General features: G+C 69.3%; 20 protein-coding genes. 7 read left to right on the top strand and 13 right to left on the bottom strand.

Annotated elements, in window-relative coordinates; all coding sequences use genetic code 11:
* The 8 genes from AFR_RS44055 to AFR_RS28840 all read right to left on the bottom strand — a co-directional run bounded on the left by AFR_RS44055 (position 1) and on the right by AFR_RS28840 (position 10,087).
* Positions 1–1,929, bottom strand: coding sequence for a caspase family protein (locus AFR_RS44055; protein WP_023560334.1), 1,929 nt, complete (start codon positions 1,927–1,929; stop codon positions 1–3).
* The gene (locus tag AFR_RS28810; RefSeq protein WP_023560335.1) at positions 1,916–2,284 is read right to left on the bottom strand and encodes an effector-associated constant component EACC1; all 369 of its coding nucleotides are present in this window, start codon (positions 2,282–2,284) and stop codon (positions 1,916–1,918) included. The genes AFR_RS44055 and AFR_RS28810 overlap by 14 nt, the downstream gene beginning before the upstream one ends.
* A 165-nt stretch (positions 2,285–2,449) precedes the next feature.
* Positions 2,450–3,736: an NYN domain-containing protein gene (locus AFR_RS28815; RefSeq protein ID WP_023560336.1), complete on the bottom strand. Its 1,287-nt coding sequence runs from the start codon at positions 3,734–3,736 to the stop codon at positions 2,450–2,452.
* 80 nt (positions 3,737–3,816) lie between these two features.
* Entirely contained in the window at positions 3,817–4,062 is a 246-nt protein-coding gene (locus tag AFR_RS28820) for a metallophosphoesterase family protein (protein ID WP_023560337.1), read from the bottom strand.
* 18 nt (positions 4,063–4,080) lie between these two features.
* The gene (locus tag AFR_RS44060; RefSeq protein WP_023560338.1) at positions 4,081–4,458 is read right to left on the bottom strand and encodes an ATP-binding protein; all 378 of its coding nucleotides are present in this window, start codon (positions 4,456–4,458) and stop codon (positions 4,081–4,083) included.
* Between the two features lie 283 nt (positions 4,459–4,741).
* Positions 4,742–7,819: a hybrid sensor histidine kinase/response regulator gene (locus AFR_RS28830; protein WP_023560339.1), complete on the bottom strand. Its 3,078-nt coding sequence runs from the start codon at positions 7,817–7,819 to the stop codon at positions 4,742–4,744.
* A gap of 95 nt (positions 7,820–7,914) precedes the next feature.
* The gene (locus AFR_RS28835) at positions 7,915–9,000 is read right to left on the bottom strand and encodes a metallophosphoesterase (protein WP_238547146.1); all 1,086 of its coding nucleotides are present in this window, start codon (positions 8,998–9,000) and stop codon (positions 7,915–7,917) included.
* Positions 9,001–9,247: 247 nt separating this feature from the next.
* Positions 9,248–10,087: an SDR family oxidoreductase gene (locus AFR_RS28840; protein WP_023560341.1), complete on the bottom strand. Its 840-nt coding sequence runs from the start codon at positions 10,085–10,087 to the stop codon at positions 9,248–9,250.
* Between the two features lie 148 nt (positions 10,088–10,235).
* On the opposite strand from AFR_RS28840, the gene AFR_RS28845 reads away from it, so the two are divergent.
* The gene (locus tag AFR_RS28845; protein WP_023560342.1) at positions 10,236–11,111 is read left to right on the top strand and encodes a helix-turn-helix domain-containing protein; all 876 of its coding nucleotides are present in this window, start codon (positions 10,236–10,238) and stop codon (positions 11,109–11,111) included.
* 30 nt (positions 11,112–11,141) lie between these two features.
* On the opposite strand, the gene AFR_RS28850 is transcribed toward AFR_RS28845, so the two are convergent.
* Together AFR_RS28850 and AFR_RS28855 are read right to left on the bottom strand one after the other, a co-directional pair.
* The gene (locus tag AFR_RS28850; protein WP_023560343.1) at positions 11,142–11,444 is read right to left on the bottom strand and encodes a transcriptional regulator; all 303 of its coding nucleotides are present in this window, start codon (positions 11,442–11,444) and stop codon (positions 11,142–11,144) included.
* Complete coding sequence (locus AFR_RS28855; protein ID WP_023560344.1) at positions 11,441–11,875, bottom strand: hypothetical protein; 435 nt, start codon at positions 11,873–11,875, stop codon at positions 11,441–11,443. The genes AFR_RS28850 and AFR_RS28855 overlap by 4 nt, the downstream gene beginning before the upstream one ends.
* 96 nt (positions 11,876–11,971) lie before the next feature.
* Between AFR_RS28855 and AFR_RS28860 the strand changes: the two genes are divergently transcribed.
* From AFR_RS28860 to AFR_RS28885, 6 genes are all read left to right on the top strand, one after another.
* The gene (locus tag AFR_RS28860) at positions 11,972–12,511 is read left to right on the top strand and encodes a hypothetical protein (protein WP_023560345.1); all 540 of its coding nucleotides are present in this window, start codon (positions 11,972–11,974) and stop codon (positions 12,509–12,511) included.
* On the top strand, positions 12,508–12,969 hold the full coding sequence (locus AFR_RS28865) for an EVE domain-containing protein (protein WP_023560346.1): 462 nt from the start codon (positions 12,508–12,510) through the stop codon (positions 12,967–12,969). Before AFR_RS28860 ends, AFR_RS28865 begins: the two co-directional genes overlap by 4 nt.
* Before the next feature lie 30 nt (positions 12,970–12,999).
* Positions 13,000–14,139, top strand: coding sequence for a zinc-dependent alcohol dehydrogenase (locus AFR_RS28870; RefSeq protein ID WP_238547399.1), 1,140 nt, complete (start codon positions 13,000–13,002; stop codon positions 14,137–14,139).
* A 10-nt stretch (positions 14,140–14,149) separates the two neighbouring features.
* The gene (locus AFR_RS28875) at positions 14,150–14,743 is read left to right on the top strand and encodes a hypothetical protein (RefSeq protein ID WP_023560348.1); all 594 of its coding nucleotides are present in this window, start codon (positions 14,150–14,152) and stop codon (positions 14,741–14,743) included.
* Positions 14,744–14,757: 14 nt separating this feature from the next.
* Positions 14,758–14,988: a hypothetical protein gene (locus AFR_RS28880; RefSeq protein WP_148308084.1), complete on the top strand. Its 231-nt coding sequence runs from the start codon at positions 14,758–14,760 to the stop codon at positions 14,986–14,988.
* Positions 14,989–15,074: 86 nt separating this feature from the next.
* Positions 15,075–16,490 carry a sugar porter family MFS transporter gene (locus tag AFR_RS28885; RefSeq protein WP_023560350.1) on the top strand — a complete coding sequence of 472 codons (1,416 nt, stop codon included), beginning with the start codon at positions 15,075–15,077 and terminating at the stop codon, positions 16,488–16,490.
* On the opposite strand, the gene AFR_RS28890 is transcribed toward AFR_RS28885, so the two are convergent.
* From AFR_RS28890 to AFR_RS44065, 3 genes are all read right to left on the bottom strand, one after another.
* Positions 16,462–17,559, bottom strand: coding sequence for an acyltransferase family protein (locus AFR_RS28890; RefSeq protein WP_023560351.1), 1,098 nt, complete (start codon positions 17,557–17,559; stop codon positions 16,462–16,464). The two genes, AFR_RS28885 and AFR_RS28890, sit on opposite strands and share 29 nt — an antisense overlap.
* Positions 17,560–17,622: 63 nt before the next feature.
* Positions 17,623–18,285, bottom strand: coding sequence for a response regulator (locus tag AFR_RS28895; RefSeq protein ID WP_023560352.1), 663 nt, complete (start codon positions 18,283–18,285; stop codon positions 17,623–17,625).
* Entirely contained in the window at positions 18,282–19,451 is a 1,170-nt protein-coding gene (locus AFR_RS44065; RefSeq protein WP_023560353.1) for a sensor histidine kinase, read from the bottom strand. Before AFR_RS44065 ends, AFR_RS28895 begins: the two co-directional genes overlap by 4 nt.
* Positions 19,452–19,574 lie beyond the last annotated feature (123 nt).

The raw sequence follows: 19,574 nt of genomic DNA on the forward strand, positions 1-19,574 counted from the left end.
CTACGTGGCCTGCGCCAGGGAGCGAGCCAGCTCCAGATTGCCGGTCTCGATCGCGGCGCGCACCTCGTCCCAGCCTGAGGCGTGCGCGGCGACCTCGAACTTCTCGGCGATCAGCCGCCCGAACGCCGGCGCGCCGGGCGGGGTGAAGAAGAACTGCGAAGTAAGGCTGACGTCGAGGAACTTCTTCGCCGAGCAGGGGTCGGTGAAGACGAGGGCCGACGCGAGCAGATCTGCCGTGGCCGGCTCGTGCTCCGTGATTCGGGCGATGATCGCCATCGGTAATGGCAGCGTTCCGCGAGCCAACCGCCCGAGATGTTCGCCGAGTCGGTTGTCGCCGTCGACTGCCCGGACCAGCAGCAATGTGCCGGCCTCAGGGGCGTGCCGATCCAGGTGGTACAGCAGCATCGCGGCGGACTTCGGCTGGGTCCGGAGCTGGAGCGCCACGACCCGGCTCATCCTCGCGAGCCGCGTGCCGCTGAGCGTTTGGCAAGCCAGCGCGAGAGTCTTGGCAGTCCTGCTGTTCTTCAGCTCGTCGTCGGACAGATCGTTGGGCGCGAGAGCCCAAGTCAGGACGATGCCGGCCTCCAGATGGCCGAGGTCGAGCAGCTGGCGCAGGAGGTCGGGTAGCCGCACCGCTCCCAGGACTCCGGCGACGGGCACGGAATACTGATAGGTCTTGACGGCGGCCGTCAGCACCTCAGCGAGCTTATCGGAGGCGATCAGTCGGCCGAGATATTCCTGCAGCGACGACTCCCCGTACTTCTCCAGGGTGAGATAGACGAGAAGGTCTCGCGCGGTCTCCGGCGGCACCAGAGCCAATGCTCGGGCAACAGGCGAATCGTTGGCGCCCCTGACCAAGCCGGCCAACAGGAGACTCGGAGGCCTGTCCCCGGCTATCACCTCCGTAATCACCTCGGCGGCGAGCTGGGGTCCGTCGGTCGCGGTCGCGACGATTGCTCCGAGGAGATCTACAGCGCGTTCGGCCTGCTCCAGCCGGCCGTGCCACAGCTTTTGATCATCGGGACGATACTCGGCGATCGCGCGCAGATCCGCGGCGACGCTTGCGGCCTGACCATGACGAACCCGTTCTGCCAAGGTTTCAGCGCGAGCCGGGCTGGGGTCGACGTGCGGCAGCTCGACAGGTACCGGCACTTCACCAGTCTCGGCCGTCGCCAGTGGATGGCTCACTGGCGCATAGGCGACATTGGCCACCAGACCGATCTGGTCAGCCATCCCGATGTTGCGCTGCTGCGGAAGGGGCAGCCCTTCGGCACGCGATTTTCGGTCCAGATGCCGAAAGATCATGCCCATCGTCAACGTCTTCATCGGTCCGGGAACGCCCTCGTGCAGCAACCGCAGCAGCCGCCCTGTAAAGGCCGTGTTCACTTCGCCTGGCAACACGACGGCGGCTTTGTTCCCCGGTGCCGCGGTGAGAGTGTACGTACCGGAAATCTCGACATCGGCGAGGACAACCTCGTCGGAGACCGCAAGCGGACTTCCAAGGGCACGCCCGCCGAAACAGCAGTCGAGGATGACGACCTTGTTGCGGGCGCTGCTGCGCAGACAGATCCTCCGGATCAGGTCGAAGGGTATCGACTCGATCCCCGGGTCTTCGAAGGTGCTGTCCTGCAGCCCGAGGTGCAGGTTGTGGTCATCAAGGAGCCCGTGCCCACTGAAGTAGAAGATCAGTAGATCCTCTGCCTCCTCCGACGCACGTTTCACCGCCCGAGCCAGGCCCGACCTGTTGACGTCAGCCGGCACCACCAGGCAGTGCTCCTCCGCAAAACCGCCGATCTCAGGATCGGTGAGTACGCCGCGCAAGTCCGCCACGTTCTGGGCGGCTTGGGGGACGTCAGCCAGGGCCTCGTCGTCATACCGGGGGATCCCGGCCAGAACCAGGCGAGAGCGTCGGCGGTCAATTCCCGTCACTGGTCGCACCACCGAGCGTCTCGCGGAGAACGGTCACGACGTCGGCTTCCTTCACCCGCTTGGCGTCGAGGACGACCGACCTGCCGTCGGCGGCACGGACCGTCAATTTCAGGTCGGTACGCCGTGGCTGGGCAAAGAACACCTTGAGTGACGCGCCCAGAACAGACAGGGCCCCACCGGCGCCGACTGCCACCGTCAGCGTGTCCCAGCCGGCGCCGAGCTCGCCGGGTCGGGGCTTCGCCGGTGTGCGGGAGATCCGGCCCTGGAGGTCTGGCTCGTGGTCGAGCCAGTCCTGAACCTCGTCGATGCTGCGTACCTGGTCGTCGTCGCCCGAGGCGGTGAGAAAGACGTTCATGTCGCTCCCAGTGAGGATCTCGCAACAGTCGGGCCTATTGTCCGCTGCCTGCCTCTACACGGCGCATCGTCCGATTCGGTACAGCGGCTGCCGAAGCAGCCGAGGCGGCGAAGCCCTCGCGTGTGCCAAGTAGATCCAAGGTCGTGTGACAGCCGCGCCGGCCGTTCAGGCTGTCGATGCCTCGGCATTGTCGGAGAGGGCTCCCAGCCAGCTTCGGACCGCTGCGACGTCGTCGTCCGTGAAGGAGACCTCCGCCGACTCGGCGCGGCTGAGGACGTTGCCGGCGAAGGCGTCGCCGATCTCCGCGGGTGTCGGGGGTGGTTGGCGGTGCAGCGGGAAGCCGCCGAACGATGTGCCGCGCACGACAAACGCCACGGCACCGCGGCTGACAGGCAGTCCTTGGTCGCGAAGCCGGTCTCGGGACCAGCCGGTGCACTGTGTCAGGTTGAACTGGTGGGAACCGGCGTAATCGGACAGTGTCTGGTAGATCGCCGGCCACCACGACTGCGGCAGCCGGGGTAGGTCGAGTTGCTGGACCAGGCGCTCCACGGGCTCGGGAAGTGCCATGCGCTGCTGCGCAGCGGTGGCGTTCTCGAGCGCCGGGTGGCGGCTGCTGTCCCACAGCAGGTGTTGCGAGATCTGCAGGTTCGGCAGGTCCAGGCTGGCAACGGCACGGGCGAAGCTGCCGAATCCGAACCAGTTGCTCTCGCTGACCGAAGAACCCAGCTGATTGTGCAACCGCGAAGCCAGCGAGGCCATGTTCAAGGGCTCGGAAGCCTCGTTGTAGTCACGGGTGACGACCGATCGGAACGATTCGTAGGCCTCGCTCTGGTCACCAGGAGCGCCTTCAGCGGCGAACTCCTTGTCCACCTCGCTGTCCGCATCCTCGTCGAGATTGACCGGCTCGCCCTGAACGAGTGCCAGCAACAGCTGGCTGTCGACAACCTGGTCGGCGATCGCGGTGAACGCCTCGGCCGCATCCGCCGGGGACACGATCATGGTTCGGCGGTCGGCGCGGCGCAGCCGTTGCAGCAACGGCGTCATGTCGGAGTCACCGGACGCGATGACAAACTCGTCGTACCGGGCGTCGGCTGACAACGCATCGACGGCGTCGACGACGATCCTGATGTCGGCGGCGTTCTTCGTCCCGCCGTACCGGGGGCAGTCGATCACGTCGAAGCCGGCGCGGACGAACCAGGGCCGGTACCTGGAGAAGTACAAACGGTCCTGCCCTGCCGTCGTGTCCGAGTTGGGCACCCAGCCGGCGGGGTTCAGGTAACAGCGCAGAACCAGCCACCGACGGGGACCGTCGGTCGTCAGTGCCGTCGACAATCGGAGCAGCCAGGATCGCGGATCGCTGGCGAACTGGACCGCCACCTCCGGATCCAGCTTGTAGAGCCCGCTGAACACGTTGTCGAAGTCGAGGTAGAGCGCTGCCCGGACGTGACCCATGCGGGCAACCTACCAACGCTCGGCGAGCACACCGTCGCCTCCCGGACATTCGTCATCCCCCGCTGCCAGGCGAAATCCGCTCAGGTCGGCCGGGAGGCCAGCTCGATGGCGGTGATGTCGGACGGGGCGCCGACCCGCACCGGTGGACCCCAGGCTCCGGCGCCGCGGGGGACGTACAGCTGGGTGTCGCCGTAGCGGTGCAGGCCGGCGACGGTCGGCATGACCAGCTCGGCGACGTACGGGCCGGGCCAGAGCTGACCGCCGTGGGTGTGGCCGGTCACGAAGAAGCTGCCGTGCCGGGCCCGCAGCTGAGCCAGCGGCGCCACGGCCGGGCGCAGATCCTGTCACTCAGGAGACAGGCGTCCCCGCTCGGCCTGACCCTTTCCCGGAGCAGAAGGTGGTGCTGGAAGAGGGTCCGTGGTGGCCTGGATGAGCACGCCGGGCGAGATCTCGATCTGGGCATCGGCCGCCGGGGTGGGGGTGACCGGCAGGCAGGCGGTGACAGAAACCGTCACCCCGCCGGGGCCGTCACTGATCAGCAGGGTGTCGGTGAGATGCCGGGCCAGCCAGAGACCCCGTCCACCGGGCGTCTGTGGTGACGGCGGGCCCGCGGGTGCGGGCACCCCGCCGGGGAAGCCCGGTCCGTGGTCGACGATGTCGCAGAGCAGGGTGTCACCGTCGCGGCGCAGTTCGATGCGGCCGTGGCCGCCGCCGTGGCGCACCGCGTTTGGTGGCGATCTCGTGGACCGCTACCACGAAGTCGTCGAGTGGGTCGCCGGTGAGCCCGAAAGTGCGGGCACTGTCGTGAACCGCGTGCCGCAGAGAGGGAAGCTCCTCGGCGGAGAAGTTTTGCATCAGCCCGCCACGAGCCGGCTCGGCCAGGGGAGGTCGACCTCGTTGACTGCCTCGCTGGGTGCGGGCTCCAACGGGTCCATGCCGCCCCGCTTACCCGACCGGTCTCACGGCTGACCCACAGCAGCCTGTACGACGGTCGTGGGCGGTTCGTCAGCTGCCGGGACCGGGTTTCGCGGCATGGTGCGGTGCCGGTGAGGATTCTGCCGATGTGCCGGCCAGGTGCAGGACGGTGCGGACGCCGTCGAGCAGTTCGCGGCTGGTGAAGGGCTTCTCGACGAGGACAACACCGTCCGGCAGGGTGCCGTTCTCGGTGAGGACGGGTTCGGCATATCCGGACATGTACAGCACGGGTATGCCCGGCCGGCGCTTCCTGACCTGGGCGGCGACCTCGTTGCCCATCATCCTCGGCATGATCACGTCGGTGAGGAGAAGGTGGATCGGACCCGGATGTGTCTGCGCAAGATGGATGGCTTCGGTGCCGCCTGTGGCGGCGAGCACGTGATATCCGGCGCGGGTGAGGATCCGGGCAGTGATCTGGCGCAGGTCGTCCTCGTCCTCGGCCATGAGGATGGTCTCGTGGGGCGGCGTTCCGGTGGCGATGGCGGCGGCGGGTGGCGCCGCGGGCAAGGTGCCGGCATCGGTGGAGATGTCGACGGCGGGCAGGAGAATGGTCACGGTGGTGCCGATGCCCGCTTCGGAGTACAGGCGCACGTCGCCGCCCGCGGCGCTGGCGATGCCGTAGACGGTGGCCAGGCCGAGTCCCGTACCGGAGCCTTTCGGTTTGGTGGTGTAGAACGGCTCGAAGGCTCGTTCGATGACCTCGGGGGGCATGCCGCTACCCGTGTCGCTGACGCGCAGACGTACGTACCGGCCGGGTGGAAGAGTGCCGCCGGCGCTGTCGTCGGCGGTGATGTCGGCATTGCTGGTGTCGATGGACAGCGTGCCGCCGCTGGGCATGGCGTCGCGGGCGTTGACGGCCAGGTTGAGCAGGATCTGCTCGAGCTGACCGGCGTCGGCGTGGATCTGCCAGAGCTCACGGTCGAGACCGGTGATCAGGTGGATGTGCTCACCGAGGGAACGGCGCAGCATCTGCTCGACGTCGCCGATGACATGGTTGAGGCTGAGCACGGTCGCCTGGGTGATGTCGCGCCGGCCGAAAGCCAGCAGTTGTTTGGTCAGCCGGGTGGCACGTTCCGCGGCCCGGCTGACCTGGCCGAGATCGTTGCGGACCTCGGCCAGGGCGGCGGGGTCCAGGCCTGGGCTGTCGAGGGTATCGAGGACCATCTCGGTGTAGTTGCTGATCACGGCGAGGATGTTGTTGAAGTCGTGGGCCACACCACCGGCGAGTTCACCGAGACTCTCCAACCGGCGGGCGTGCTGCAGGCGGCGTTCACCGGCGTCGCGTTCAGCCTGGGCGATCAACCGTTCCCGTTCCGCCTGGGCGATCAGCCGGTCGGTGACGTCACGGATGGAGGTCGTCACGATCATGCCTTTGTCGGTGTCGACCGAGGAGAGGCTGATCTCGGCGGGAAACTCGGTGCCGTCCTTCCGTACGGCGGTCAGCGCCGCACCGGCGCCCATCGGCCGGTTACGAGGATGGGTGAAGTAGCTGTCGCGGTGCTGCACATGGGTCGGGCGCAACCGCTCGGGGACAAGAACGTCGACCGACCGGCCGAGCAGTTCTTCGCGGGGATAGCCGAACAGCCGTTCGGCCTGCGCGTTGATCAACGCGATGGTGCCGTCGCGGACGACGCCGATGATCGCGTCCGGCGCGGCTTCCAGCAGCCCTTCGAACATCGTCTCGGCGCGCTGCCGTTCGGTGATGTCGCGGGAGATCGACGCCACTCCGGTCATCGCCCCGGTGGCGTCGACGATCGGTGACAGGGTCAGCAGCACGGTGATCGTGGTCCCGTCCCGCCGCCGGCGCGTGACGCGGTACTGGTCGATGTCCTCACCGGCGGTGAGGCGCTGTATCAACTGCTGCTCGGCCAGCTCCTGTCCGGGCGGGAACAACATGGACGCGTGCCGGCCGAGAACCTGGTCACGCTGGTAGCCGTAGAGCTGCTCGGCCCCGGGATTCCAACTGGTGATCACCCCGCCGAGGCTCTTGCCGATGATCGCGTCGTGTGACGAATCGACGATCGCGGCGAGACTCTCGCGTTCCGCCAGGGTCTGGGCCCGCCCGGCCAGCGCTGCGGCGTGACCGGCAAGCTCGGTGAAGGCCTCGACGTCGTCCTCGGCGAACAGGCTGCGATAGCGGTTGAGCAGCAGTAGCGCGCCGCGTCCACCCGGCGCGTCCACCGGCCTCGCGGTCACGAACCGGGTATCGGTGGCCTGCGCGAACAGCACCGCCACGACGGGCGGGTGGGTCCATCCCGCGAGCGCGTCGATCGGACGATCGGCGGCCAGTAATTCGTCCAGGCCGGCCGGCGTGCACTCGATCGTGCTCACCGGCTCGACGGCGCACCCGACAACCTGCACGGATCCATCCGGTGCCGGCATCAACACCACCACCGTGTCCGCGCCCAGTACCGCGGTGGCGTCCCGGCAGTAGCTCTGCCACGTCCGGGTCGGCTCGTTGGCCGGCACGGCCAGCAACCGGCGCATCGGCGCTTGCGTGGCGCTCAGGGCCCACATCCGGCGCGGCGCACGCGGCGGAACGAAGGCGAACAGATACAGCACACCCGAGATCACGGCGAGCACTCGCGATCCCACCGCGGCGCCGGTAGCGGAGATCAGCACCGCTGCGCCGAACACGCCGGTCCCGGTGGCAGCGCACCACAACCGGACCCGCGCCGCACCACCACGTCGCTGCGCGTCGACGGCGAGCAGCCAGGCCGCGACGACCTCCATGATGAAGAACACGAACGCCGCCGGCCAGATGGACGGGCGAGGGATCGGCCGTGCCGCCGACGCCAGCACCGGCAGCGCGCTCAGCACCCACACCATGACCGCCGCAGGCAGGCACCAGGAGCGCAACGGACGCAGCCGGCTGACCAACCGCAACGTGAACACCGGCTTGGCCAGCAGCAACCCGAGCGCGAGCATCATCACCGATTGCGGCGGCGCGCCCACGAACAGGCGGACGAGCCCGAGTACGAACAGCATCGCGACCGAAGCGAACATCCACATCACGTCACGCAGCAACGGGTCCCGGCGTCGCAGATATCGCCAGGACACCCACACCAGGATGAACGCGAACAGCGAAGTGACCAGGATCAGCGCCATGACACCTCTGTCCCGCCGACAGGCAGCCCGATATCTGACCAATACGTACCATTATCGGACATGCTTGTCCGGCGGAATCGGGGAAATGCCCCGGGTCAGGCCTGGCGGGAGGCCAGCTCGATGACGGTGATGTCGGACGGGGCGCCCACCCGTACCGGTGGCCCCCACGCGCCGGCGCCGCGGGTGACGTACAGCTGGGTGTCGCCGTAGCGGTGCAAGCCGGCGACGGTCGGCATGACCAGCTCGGCGACGTACGGGCCGGGCCAGAGCTGACCGCCGTGGGTGTGGCCGGAAAGTTGCAGGTCCACGCCGTGTTCGACGGCTTCGTCGATCATCCGGGGCTGGTGTGCGAGGAGGACGGCGGTGCGGGAACGGTCCCGGTCGCCCAGCGCACGGGCGAAGTCCGGGCCTTGCTCCTGCCTTTTCCCTTCCACGTCGTTGACGCCGGCCAGGTCGAAGCCCGGCAGCTCGACCAGGGCGTTCTCCAGCGGGTGCACACCGAGGTCACGAACCACGTCGATCCACCGCCGGGCGTCGTAGAGGTACTCGTGGTTTCCGGTCACGAAGAAGCTGCCGTGCCGGGCCCGCAGCTGAGCCAGCGGCGCCACGGCCGGACCCAGATCCTGAACGCTGCCGTCGACCAGATCGCCCACGACCGCGATCAGATCCGGCTGGGTGCTGTTGATCGTGTCGACCACGTGCTGGGCGAAGCCACGGCCGAGCAGCGGGCCCAGGTGCAGGTCGCTGACCACCGCAATGCGGAAGCCGTGCGCGCTACGGGGCAGCTTGGCCAGCGGCACGGTGATCCGCTTGACCCGGGGTCCGCGCAGGACACCGTACGCGCCAAAGCCCACCGTTCCCAGCGCCACGGCGGCTGCGCCCCCGCCGACCACGCGTGAGACAAAAACACGGCGCGACAGCACGGGCTCGCGCGGTGCGTCCACTGCCGCCGGTAGCCGGTGCAGCAGTGGACGCGCCGCCTCTCCCACCACCAGCGCCAGAAGCAGGTAGAGGAACAGGGCGAGCCACATGAAGCCCAGCCAGTCCACGACCCCTTCGGCGCGGAACGGGACTCCGGGCAGGTCGTGCGGCAGTGCGAGCACCAACAGCAGCGGCCCCACCACAAACATGACCGAGCCGGTACGCCGCATCGCCGAACCAGGCGTGGTCGTGTCGCGCACCAGGCGCCGCCACGCGTACCAGTGCAGGGCAAAAAAGGCAGGCGGCAGCAGGAGAACCAGAACAAGAGCGACGAGAACGATCAGCGTTTACCGCCCCGGCTGATCGAACGGCGAGGCCCGGTCGAAGGACTTCATCAGGGCTCCGTTCGGTCATCGGCCACCTTGTTCCTACCAGAAACTTTGCGGCTCGCCCGTACGCACAAAATGCCGTGCGGCACGTCCCAACACCGTGGTGAACGATCGGTGTTCAGGCGTCGTGGTCCAGTGAGGAAGACAGCTGCCGGTGGGCGCCGGCCTGCTCCAGCAGGGTCTTGGCCTTCTGCTCCAGGGCTCCGACGGCGTCGGCGCCGGCGACCCAGCGCGCCGGTGGCTCTCCGGAGGACGTGAGGTGCACGAGTGCCGCGGCGAGTTTTGCGGGGTCGCCGCCCTGGAGCCCGTTCATGCCGGTCCACGCGGTGATGGTCTGCTCGGTGCGCTCGGCGTAGTCGGCAATGCTCGCTTCGGCGAAGGTGGTCGACTCAGGGGTGAGCAGGTCGGTGCGGAAGAAGCCGGGCTCGACGATCATGGTGCGGATCCCGAACGGGGCCACCTCCGGCGCCAGGGACTCCATCCAGCCTTCGAGGCCGAACTTCGCCGCCGCGTACGCGGAGGTGAACTCGGCGCCGAGGAAACCCGCCACCGACGAGATCGACACCACAAGGCCGGAACGTTGGCGGCGCATCACCGGCAGGACCGCGCGGGCGACGGTCAGCGGGCCGAACAGGTTGGTCTCGACCTGGGCCCGGAAGTCCTCGGGGCTGATCTCCTCGAAGAACCCGGCGATGAAGTTGCCCGCGTTGTTGACCAGGACGTCGATGCGACCGAACCGGTCCACTGCCGCCTGCACTGCGGCCTCGGCGCTCGCACGGTCGGTCACGTCGAGCCGTACGGTCAGCAGGTCTTCCGCGGCGCCGAGAGCCTTCTCGACCTTCAGCGGGTCCCGGCCGGTCGCGACGACCGCGTACCCGGCAGCCAGTGCCGCCTGGGCGATGTCCACGCCCATGCCACGGCCCGCGCCGGTGACCAGCAGAACCTTCTTCTCCGTCATGGGTGTCCTCCACAGGTTCGGTGACACCGTCGGGTCCCACGGCGCCGAACACCAGGGAACGGGGTTCCGCGGATCCGGAGAAGATGCTGCTGGAGGGTGTACCGACAGCCCACCACTCGGCCCGCCGATGCGGCCTAGCCTGGACTGCGTGGACAACCGAGACGAGGTCAAGGCTTTCCTCAGCTCCCGCCGGGCCAAGATCACTCCCGAGCAGGCCGGGCTGCAGCACTTCAACCGCAACCGTCGTGTGCCCGGGCTGCGCCGCAGCGAGGTCGCCGACCTGGCCGGGGTCAGCGTCGAGTACTACGCCCAGCTCGAACGCGGCAACCTGGCCGGCGCCTCCGACAGCGTCCTGGAGGCTCTGGCCCGGGCTCTGCATCTCGACGAGGCCGAGCAGCAGCATCTGGCCGCTCTGGCCCGCGCCGCCGGCCCGGCCCCCCGGATCCGCCGCAAGCCCGCCGCGCAGCATGTCCGCCCGAGCGTGGCGCGTGCCCTGGAGCTGATGACCGAGATCCCCGCGTTTGTGAACAACGGCCGTGGTGACGTCATCGCCGCGAATCCGCTGACCCGGGCCCTGTACGCACCGATGTTCGACGATGCCACCCGGCCGGCGAACCACGCCCGGTTCGCGTTCCTCAACCCCCGTGCCCGGGACTTCTGGCGCGACTGGGAACGGATCGCCACCACGACTGTGGCGATGCTGCGGTCCGAGGCCGGCCGGGACCCGTACGACAAAGCCTTGACCGATCTCGTGGGCGAGCTGTGCACGCGCAGCGAGGAGTTCCGGAGCCGCTGGGCCGCCCACGACGTCCGGCTGCACAGCACCGGGATCAAGCAGTTCCGCCACCCGGTCGTCGGCGAGATCGACCTGAACTTCGAGACGATGCAGCTGGCGGCGGACCCCGGCCTGTCGATGACCCTGCTGAGCGCCCCGGCCGGATCCGCCGACGACGACGCGCTGCGGGTGTTGGCGAGCTGGGCCGCGACCCGCGACCAGGCTCCGGCGTCCCCCGAGTCCCGGTGACCAAGCAGGCAGGGCCGGCGCTCGCTCGCCCTACCCGGCGCTGGGGACGCCTGTTGTGTTGACGATTTCGCGGAGGGCAGCGACGTGGCCCTGGTAGGCCTTCATGCCCTGGCGGGTCATCGACAGCCAGACCCGCCGGGTGTCCGAACCGAGACGTTCCTGGTTCACGTAGCCCGCGTCGACGAGGGCGGCGACCTGTTTGCTCAGGGCCGAGGGGCTCAGGTCGAGGTGTTCCTTGATGACCGACAGCTCCAGGGCTTTGCCGGCGACGAGCATCGCGCAGATTCGCAGGCGGTGGGTCGGGTGGATGATCGGGTCGAGGCCCGCGGTCACCGGGGTGCGCCTGTCGACCGACGGTGGGCAACGCCGCCGGCCAGGTAGGACGCGGCCGCCGCGAGGGCGAGGACGATGAACGGCCAGGCCTGGGTGGTGAACTCGGCGACGATGAATGCGGCGAAGACACACGCGCCGGAGGCGACGACCGAGGCGAGGAAGGCGCGGCTGGTGGGCAGGGTGTAGGGCGTGCCCATCTTGTAGCCGGCCAGCAGGTTGACCGCGATGACCGTGGCACTGACGGCGAGGAGCGGGATGAAGCCGTCGTCGCCCAGGAGGAAGGTCAGCGTCATGGCCGCCAGCAGGAGGGCGTTGACCGGGTAGATCCAGGTGGGCCAGGGCGTGTCGCGCACGGCGCGCTGGACCGAGTCGATGCCGGCCAGGGCCTCACGGGCCTCGGCGGCGTCCGGGACGTCGAGGTTGTTTTCCATAGCGGAAACTATCGCAGATACTTTCCTCCATGGCAACTTTCAACTCCTCGGAAACCATGTGGTGTACAAGACCGCGCTGGGGGTAGGCCGGTCGTCATGCTGAAGCGAGCGATCTGGCAGGGGCTGGTGGCCGGGCTGAGCGGGGCCGCCGTGATGACCCTCGCGGAGAAGACCGAGCAACGGTTCACCAAGCGGCCCGACTCGTACGTGCCCGCGCGCGTCCTGGCCCGTCTCAGCGGACTCCCGGAACGGCCCGGGAAGCAGCCGCCGTGGCTGAACCTCACGATGCACTTCGGCCAAGGTGCCCTGGTCGGGGTCCTGCGCAGTGTCATGGCCCAGAGTGGCCTGCGCGGCCCGTGGGCGTCCGGCATGTTCACGGTGACCCGGCTGACCACCGATCAGATCCTGGAGAACGCCACCGGTGTGGGCGCGCCGCCGCAGACCTGGCCGCGCCGCGAGCTGGCGGTCGACGTGCTGCACAAGGCGGTCTACGGCTTCGCCACGGGTGCCGTCGCCGACGCGCTCGCCGCCCGCGACGGGCGGGGGCCGGGGCAGGTGCACGCCGACGCCCGGCCGGGGCGGCGTTCGGGTGCCGGACCGCTGCCGCGGGCGCTGGCCCGTGCCGTGCGGCGGTGACCCGGCCCGACCGGCGGGTACGCCTCGACGACCTGGGCGCCTGGCTGCTCAAGGGCAACGCCGACCAGTCCGATCTGGCGGGACGTTTCGCCCGCGATCCCCGCGTCACCCGGTGGTGCCTGCAGCCGAGTTACCGCCTCGAGCTCATGCGGGCGGGTCAGCCGGTGCTGTTCTGGGCCAGTGGCAGCAGACGCCGCGATACCGCGTACGGGATCTGGGGCCGGGGAGAGCTGGCGGGGACGCCGGAGCGGGACGGTGACGCCGGCTGGTGGGTGCCGCTCGATCTGGTCATCGCCGGGCCGGCCGACCGCCTGCCGCGGGAGGAGCTGCGAGCCGATCCCCGGCTGTCCGAGCTGGAGGTGCTGCGGCAGCCGCAGGCGGCGAACCCGTCCTTCGTGACCGTCGCGCAGTACGCCGTGATCCGTTGTTTGTCGGGCGATCCGGCGGGTAGCCGCTGACCTACTCTTGGGGAGGCAGCTGTGCAGGCAATGGTCTATCGCGGGCCCTACCGTGTGCGGGTCGAGGAGAAGGACCGTCCGTCGATCGAGCATCCCAACGATGCGATCGTCCGGGTGACACGGGCCGCCATCTGCGGCTCCGACCTGCATCTTTACCACGGGATGATGCCGGACACCCGGGTCGGCATGACCTTCGGGCACGAGTTCGTGGGCGTCGTCGACGAGGTCGGGCCGTCGGTCGAGCACCTGCGGCCCGGCGACCGGGTGATGGTGCCGTTCAACATCTTCTGCGGCACCTGCTTCTACTGTGCCCGCGGCATGTACGCCAACTGCCACAACGTCAACCCGAACGCCACCGCGGTCGGCGGCATCTACGGCTACTCGCACACCACCGGCGGTTACGACGGCGCTCAGGCGGAGTACGTCCGGGTGCCGTTCGCCGACGTGGGCCCGAGCCTGCTGCCCGACTGGATGGACGAGGACGACGCCGTCCTGCTCACCGACGCGGTCGCCACCGGGTACTTCGGCGCCCAGCTGGGTGACATCACCGAGGGTGACGTGGTCGTGGTCTTCGGGGCCGGACCGGTGGGCCTGTACGCCGCGAAGTCCGCCTGGCTCATGGGCGCCGGGCGGGTGATCGTCATCGACCACCTCGACTACCGGCTGGCCAAGGCGGCGGAGTTCGCGCACGCCGAGACCTGCAACTTCACCGAGTACGACGACATCGTCGTGCATCTGAAGAAGATCACCGGTTATCTGGGCGCCGACGTGGCCATCGACGCCGTCGGGGCCGAGGCCGACGGCAACCTGCTCCAGCACGTGACCGCGGCCAAGCTCAAACGGCAGGGCGGCTCACCCGTCGCGCTGAACTGGGCCATCGACTCGGTCCGCAAGGGCGCCACCATCTCGGTCATGGGCGCGTACGGGCCGATCTTCAGCGCCATCAAGTTCGGCGACGCCATGAACAAGGGCCTCACGCTGCGGATGAACCAGTGCCCGGTCAAGCGCCAGTGGCCGCGGCTGTTCGAGCACGTCAAGGCCGGATACCTCAAGCCCAGCGAGATCATCACGCACCGGATTCCGCTCGAACACATTGCCGAGGGTTACCACATCTTCTCGGCCAAGCTCGACGACTGCATCAAGCCGATCATCGTCCCGAACGCGGCGTGAGGGGAAGATCATGACCTACACCCCGGAGAAGCCGGCACTCCCGCGCTCGATCGAGGAGCTGCGCGCCACCATCCCCGGCTGGGGCGCCGACCTGGACCCGAAGTTCCGGCCGGCCGTGCCGCAGGAGCGTCTCGACCCCGATCTGAGCGGCGCCCACTGGGAGTTCCCCGAGCGGCAGCCGGAGAAGTGGCCCCGGGAACGCTCGATCGAACACCAGTTCCTCACCCCCGTCTTCGGTACGGCGTGCCCGCCGCGTGGCGCCTCGGGCAAGATCCGCCGGTACGCGTACGCGAAGTACAGCGAGGCCCGCGCCGCCCACTGGTTGCTGCTGATCGCCGCCGACCGGGTGGACACGGTGGAGAGCACGCTGCGCTCGTTCGTGAGCCGCCGACCCGACAACCCGCTCACCGAGACCGGCATCCGCACCGAGTTCACCCGCGGCGGCCTTTCCTCGCGCGTCGGGCGCAAGCGTGCCGACGTGGTGCACCACCCGCTCGACCCGGTCATCGTGGCAGCGCCGTGGGTGCTGGGTGCCGCGGTCACCTACGCGGCGATCCGCCGGCTGACCCGCGGACGACGCGGCGAGCAGACAACCGATCGATGAGAAAGGCGGCGATGATGACCACCGAACGAGCACCGTCCGACGAACCCGACGGCACCCCCGCGTACGCCGCGTCGCTGCACGCACCCGGCGACTCGGTCCGGCCGGCGCACCCGCCCGAGCCGACCGACGACGACATCGCACCGGATGCGGCACCGGCGGGCGACGACCCCGTCGGTGGCTCACCCGGAGCCGGCTACGACACCGAGGCCGTGTCCGGAGACACGGAGATCTATCGCCCTGACTGACCTGACCGCTCCGGCCTGCGGTGTAGCGCAGACGATCTCGGGTACCTCCCGGCCACAGGCAGTCCACGCCGTCCGGGAGGTCCCCCTTGAGCCAGGCCCAGCAGGACGAGTCAGGAACACAACCGCAGAACGACCGTCTCACCGGATCGATCGTCGTGGTCGCTCTCGTCTCGGCCATCTCGGGCCTGCTCTACGGGTACGACACAGGCATCATCTCCGGCGCGCTGCTGCAGATCGGCGACGACTTCAAGATCGGGCACGTGTGGGAGCAGGTGATCGCCGCGTCCATCCTGGTCGGCGCGGTCATCGGCGCGCTGACCTGCAGCAGGCTGGCCGAACGCCGGGGACGGCACGGCACCCTGCTGCTCATCGGCATCATCTTCGTCGTCGGCGCGGTGGCGGCGTCGATCTCGCCGGACCCGATCACCCTGTCGCTGAGCCGTCTGGTGCTGGGCTTCGCGGTCGGCGGTGCGACGCAGACCGCCCCGGTCTACGTCGCCGAGCTGGCGCCGACCGCCCACCGCGGACGCCTGGTGCTGTTCTTCCAGATCGCGATCGGTGTCGGCATCGTCATCGCGACCATCGTCGGCGCGACCGAGGTCATCGACTGGCGGGTCTCGATCGGGCTGGCCGCCGTGCCGGCCGCGATCATGTTCGCCCTGATGCTGCGGCTGCCGGAGAGCCCGCGCTGGCTCGCCCGCGAGGGCCACGAGGACCGCGCCCGCGAGGCGCTCGCCCGGGTGCGGCACGCGGGCAGCGACCTGACCGCGGAGTTCCGGGAGATCCAGGAGAACGTCCGGGACGAGAAGCGGGCCGACACCCGCGGGTGGGCCGGGCTCAAGGCGGCCTGGGTGCGCCCGGCGCTGGTCGTCGGCTGCGGCCTCGCGATCTTCACCCAGCTGTCCGGCATCGAGATGATCGTCTACTACTCCCCCACGATCCTGACCGACAACGGCTTCTCGGACTCGACCGCGCTGCGGGTGTCCGTCGCCCTGGGCCTGACCTACCTGATCGCCCAGCTCATCGGGCTGTCCATCATCGACCGTGTCGGCCGGCGCCGCCTGACCCTGGTGACCCTCCCGTTCGCCGCGCTGGCGCTGTTCGTGCTGGGCTGGTTCTTCGTCTCGGGCAACGACGGCAAGTCGATGGTGCCGTGGATCATCGCCACGCTCATCACCTTCATGGCGCTCACGGCCGGCGGGATCCAGCTGATGGGCTGGCTGACCGGTTCGGAGATCTACCCGCTGGCCACCCGGGCCGCCGGCGCCGCGGCCCAGTCCGCGTCGCTGTGGGGCACCAACGTCCTCATCACGTTGTCGCTGCTGAGCATCATGCGGCTGATCGGCACCGGTCAGACCTTCTGGCTGTACGCGGTGTTCAACCTGATCGCGTTCGTGTTCCTGTACCGCAAGATGCCGGAGCTGACCGGCCGCAGCCTGGAGCAGATCGAGGACCACCTGGCCCGGAAGAAGTTCACACCCGCGGACTTCGCCTCCCGCTGATCCACCGTCGCACCAGCGGAGCCAGGGGCCGTTCGACCAGGCGGTGCACCAGCCAGGCGGCTGCCAGCAGAACGGCCACGGCTGCGCTGATCAGCACCCAGGCGGGTAGCGCGGTGTGGGTGTGGGCGGTGCGGATCAGGCTGTACCCGATCCGCTGGTGCAGCAGGTAGAACGGGTAGGTCAGCGCACCGGCGGTGCCCAGCCACCGCCAGCTCAGCCGGTCGGTCGCCCCCAGAGCGATCGCGAGAAGTACGCCGTACGCGAGGGTGAGCAGGACCATCGCCGGCCGGGCGGGGACCTCGAAGCCGGGCCGGAGCTCGAGGGCCCGGATCTGGACGTGGTGCAGGCTGACCAGCCAGCACCCGGCCAGCAGCGCCCACAGCCACCGGTCGGACGGCGAGCGGCGCAGCAGGAACATCGTCATCCCGGCGATGAAGTACGGCGCGAACTCCGGGATGACAACCTGCTGCAAGGCCGCACCGGGGAACGCGGGCAGGACCACCGCAGCGATCAGCCAGCCGGTGCCGAACAGCCGTAGCCGCCGGTCGGTCAGCCCGGCGCCGACGAGGCACGCCATGATCAGGTAGAAGCGCAGTTCCGCCCAGAGGGTCCAGTACACGGTGTCGACCAGCGGAACGTTCAGCGGTTCGGCCAGCATCGTCAGGTTCACCGCAACCCCGCCCACCGACGGTACGCCCGAGACAGGCACCCCGGTGGTCACCGGAAGCACCGCCACCACGACGGCCGTGATCAGCACCGCCGCCCAGAACGCGGGGTACAGCCGGGCCGCCCGGGAAGCCACGAAGCTGCGGACGTTCCGGCCCCAGGCGCTCATGCAGATGACAAATCCGCTGATCAGGAAGAAGACCTCGACCCCGAGGAAGCCGTAGATCAGCACCGGGGCACCGTGCGGCAGGAAGTGCGCGGGCAGCCGGACGCCGTCCAGCCGCCACGAGCAGGCGAAGTGGTAACCGGCCACCGCCAGCGCGCAGATCAGTCGCAGGCCATCGAGGGCAAAAAGCCGGGGCTGCCGCCGGTCGGCGCTGGTTGCTGCCAGGAGGGGATGCACGTGACAAAAGATCGTCGACGGGCCGGCCTGCCCACATCGTGCTGAGGTGCCGCGGCGGTGTCCTCAGGTACCGCCGAAGAGCAAGCCGTGCTCGTGCGCAAAAACGACGATCTGCACCCGGTCCCGCAGGGCCAGCTTGCGCAGGATCGCCCCGACGTGCGTCTTCACGGTCGATTCACTGGCGAAGATCTCCGCCGCGATCTCCGTGTTGGACAGGCCCCGGGCCACCGCCCGGAAGACGCTGCGTTCCTTGCCGGTCAGCGCCAGGTACGCGTCCGGCACCGGACGGCGTTCCGGGAACTGTGTCAGCAGCAGCGCCGACAGATCGGCCGGGGCGAGCACCGCGTTGCCGGCATGGACCCCGCGGACGGCGTCGGTCAGTTGTGCGGGAGTGGTGTCCTTCAGCAGGAAACCGCTGGCGCCGTACCGGATCGCGGTGGCGGCCCGGTCGTCGAGGTTGAAGGTGGTGAGCACCAGGACGCGGACCGGGCGCGGCCGTGCGGTGGCGTAGATCTGCCGGGTGGCCACGACCCCGTCGGTCCCGGGCATCCGCAGATCCATCAGGACGACGTCGGGGTGCAGCTCGTCGACCTGGCGGACAGCGTCCGCACCGTCACCGGCCTCACCGACCACCCGGATGCCCGGCTGGGCGTCGAGGATGACCGCAACACCGGCGCGGAACAGCTCCTGGTCGTCGACGACCAGCACCGTGATGTCGTCACTCACGGCAACGGCATCCTCGCGGTGGCGACGTAGACGTCAGCGTCGGCGCGAGCCGACAGGCTGCCGCCGACCGCGGTGAGCCGCTCCCGCATGCCCTCGACACCCGAGCCGGCGGACTCCGCCCGATCCTGCGCGCCGGGGTCGACGGCGTTGCGGACCTCGACCTCGACGGCGCCGGGCAGCCAGGCCCGCCGGACGATCAGCGCCCCGCCGCGCCGGCCGTGCCGGATGGCGTTGGTCAGCATCTCCTGCAGCACGCGGTAGCCGGTGATCTGCTGCTCCTCGCTCAGCGGCCGCGGCAGACCCTCCTGCCGGAAGACCACCTCCTGGCCGCGCTCGCGCAGGTTGTCGATCAGTTTGTCCAGGTCGTCGGTGGAGTCCTGCGTGGCGGTCAGCACCCCGCGGACGTCCCGCAGCGAGGTCCGCGCCGAGGAGGCGATCGTGGCCAGCGCCGACTTGAGGGCGGCCGGATCGTCGTCGGGGAGGTACTGCCCGGACTCGGCCTGCGCCAGGATGACAGCCAGCGAGTGGCCGACAACATCGTGCACGTCGCGGGCGAGGCGGGCCTGGGCGTCACGGAGCCGCGCGGTCTCCTCGGCGCGCACGCGGTCCCGGGACGCCACGCCCAGGTCGATGCGGGCCCGGTCGGAGATCCGCAGGGTGAGCCCGGCCAGCCACGGGGTGCCGAGCACCGCCGCGAACACCAGGACCAGCCCGATCCGCCAGCCGACACCGAGCTGGTCGACGGCCTGCGAGGCCAGGTCCCACGAGGAGTACGAGAAGTTGACCCACACCGCCTGCATCGCGACCAGGACCACCGCGATCACCGACCCCGCGGCGATCGACAGCGCGCTCAGCCAGACGACCACCGTGCCACCCCAGCGGGCCAGGCCGAACGCAACGCCGGCGAACGCCGCCTGGGTGACCACGAACGGCGTACCGGTGGCGGTCTGGACAATCGGGACGATCCATACCAGGGCCAGCGAGGCCCAGGGCAGGCGGCGGACCAGGACGACGGCCAGCCCCGTGCCGAGGACGGCCAGGGTGATCGACGGGCCCTTGTCGAAGCTCTGCAGAAACTGCTGGGTGGCGTACTCGACGATGCCGGACAACAGCACGGCGAGCCCGGCCACCGCACACCACCAGGTCTCCCGGCTGGGCAGGGTCATAGCAGGTAATGATCGCGGGAAGTGTCAACAGCGGCATCATCCTCAGGTACCGGTGAGGTGTCCTCGGGTACCGGGATCCGCGGTGATCAAAAAGTGATGTCTCAATGAAGCACATAGCGGGTA

This window comes from Amorphoplanes friuliensis DSM 7358 (genome assembly GCF_000494755.1).
GTDB lineage: Bacteria > Actinomycetota > Actinomycetes > Mycobacteriales > Micromonosporaceae > Actinoplanes > Actinoplanes friuliensis.

Bases quoted from the DNA above. Each gene is read 5' to 3' on its own strand.
- AFR_RS28810 (WP_023560335.1), bottom strand. From the start codon at position 2,284: ATGAACGTCTTTCTCACCGCCTCGGGCGACGACGACCAGGTACGCAGC.
- AFR_RS28815 (WP_023560336.1), bottom strand. From the start codon at position 3,736: ATGGGTCACGTCCGGGCAGCGCTCTACCTCGACTTCGACAACGTGTTC.
- AFR_RS28830 (WP_023560339.1), bottom strand. From the start codon at position 7,819: ATGGCGCTGATCCTGGTCACTTCGCTGTTCGCGTTCATCCTGGTGTGG.
- AFR_RS28840 (WP_023560341.1), bottom strand. From the start codon at position 10,087: ATGACGGAGAAGAAGGTTCTGCTGGTCACCGGCGCGGGCCGTGGCATG.
- AFR_RS28855 (WP_023560344.1), bottom strand. From the start codon at position 11,875: ATGGAAAACAACCTCGACGTCCCGGACGCCGCCGAGGCCCGTGAGGCC.
- AFR_RS28860 (WP_023560345.1), top strand. From the start codon at position 11,972: ATGCTGAAGCGAGCGATCTGGCAGGGGCTGGTGGCCGGGCTGAGCGGG.
- AFR_RS28870 (WP_238547399.1), top strand. From the start codon at position 13,000: ATGGTCTATCGCGGGCCCTACCGTGTGCGGGTCGAGGAGAAGGACCGT.
- AFR_RS28875 (WP_023560348.1), top strand. From the start codon at position 14,150: ATGACCTACACCCCGGAGAAGCCGGCACTCCCGCGCTCGATCGAGGAG.
- AFR_RS28880 (WP_148308084.1), top strand. From the start codon at position 14,758: ATGACCACCGAACGAGCACCGTCCGACGAACCCGACGGCACCCCCGCG.
- AFR_RS44065 (WP_023560353.1), bottom strand. From the start codon at position 19,451: ATGACCCTGCCCAGCCGGGAGACCTGGTGGTGTGCGGTGGCCGGGCTC.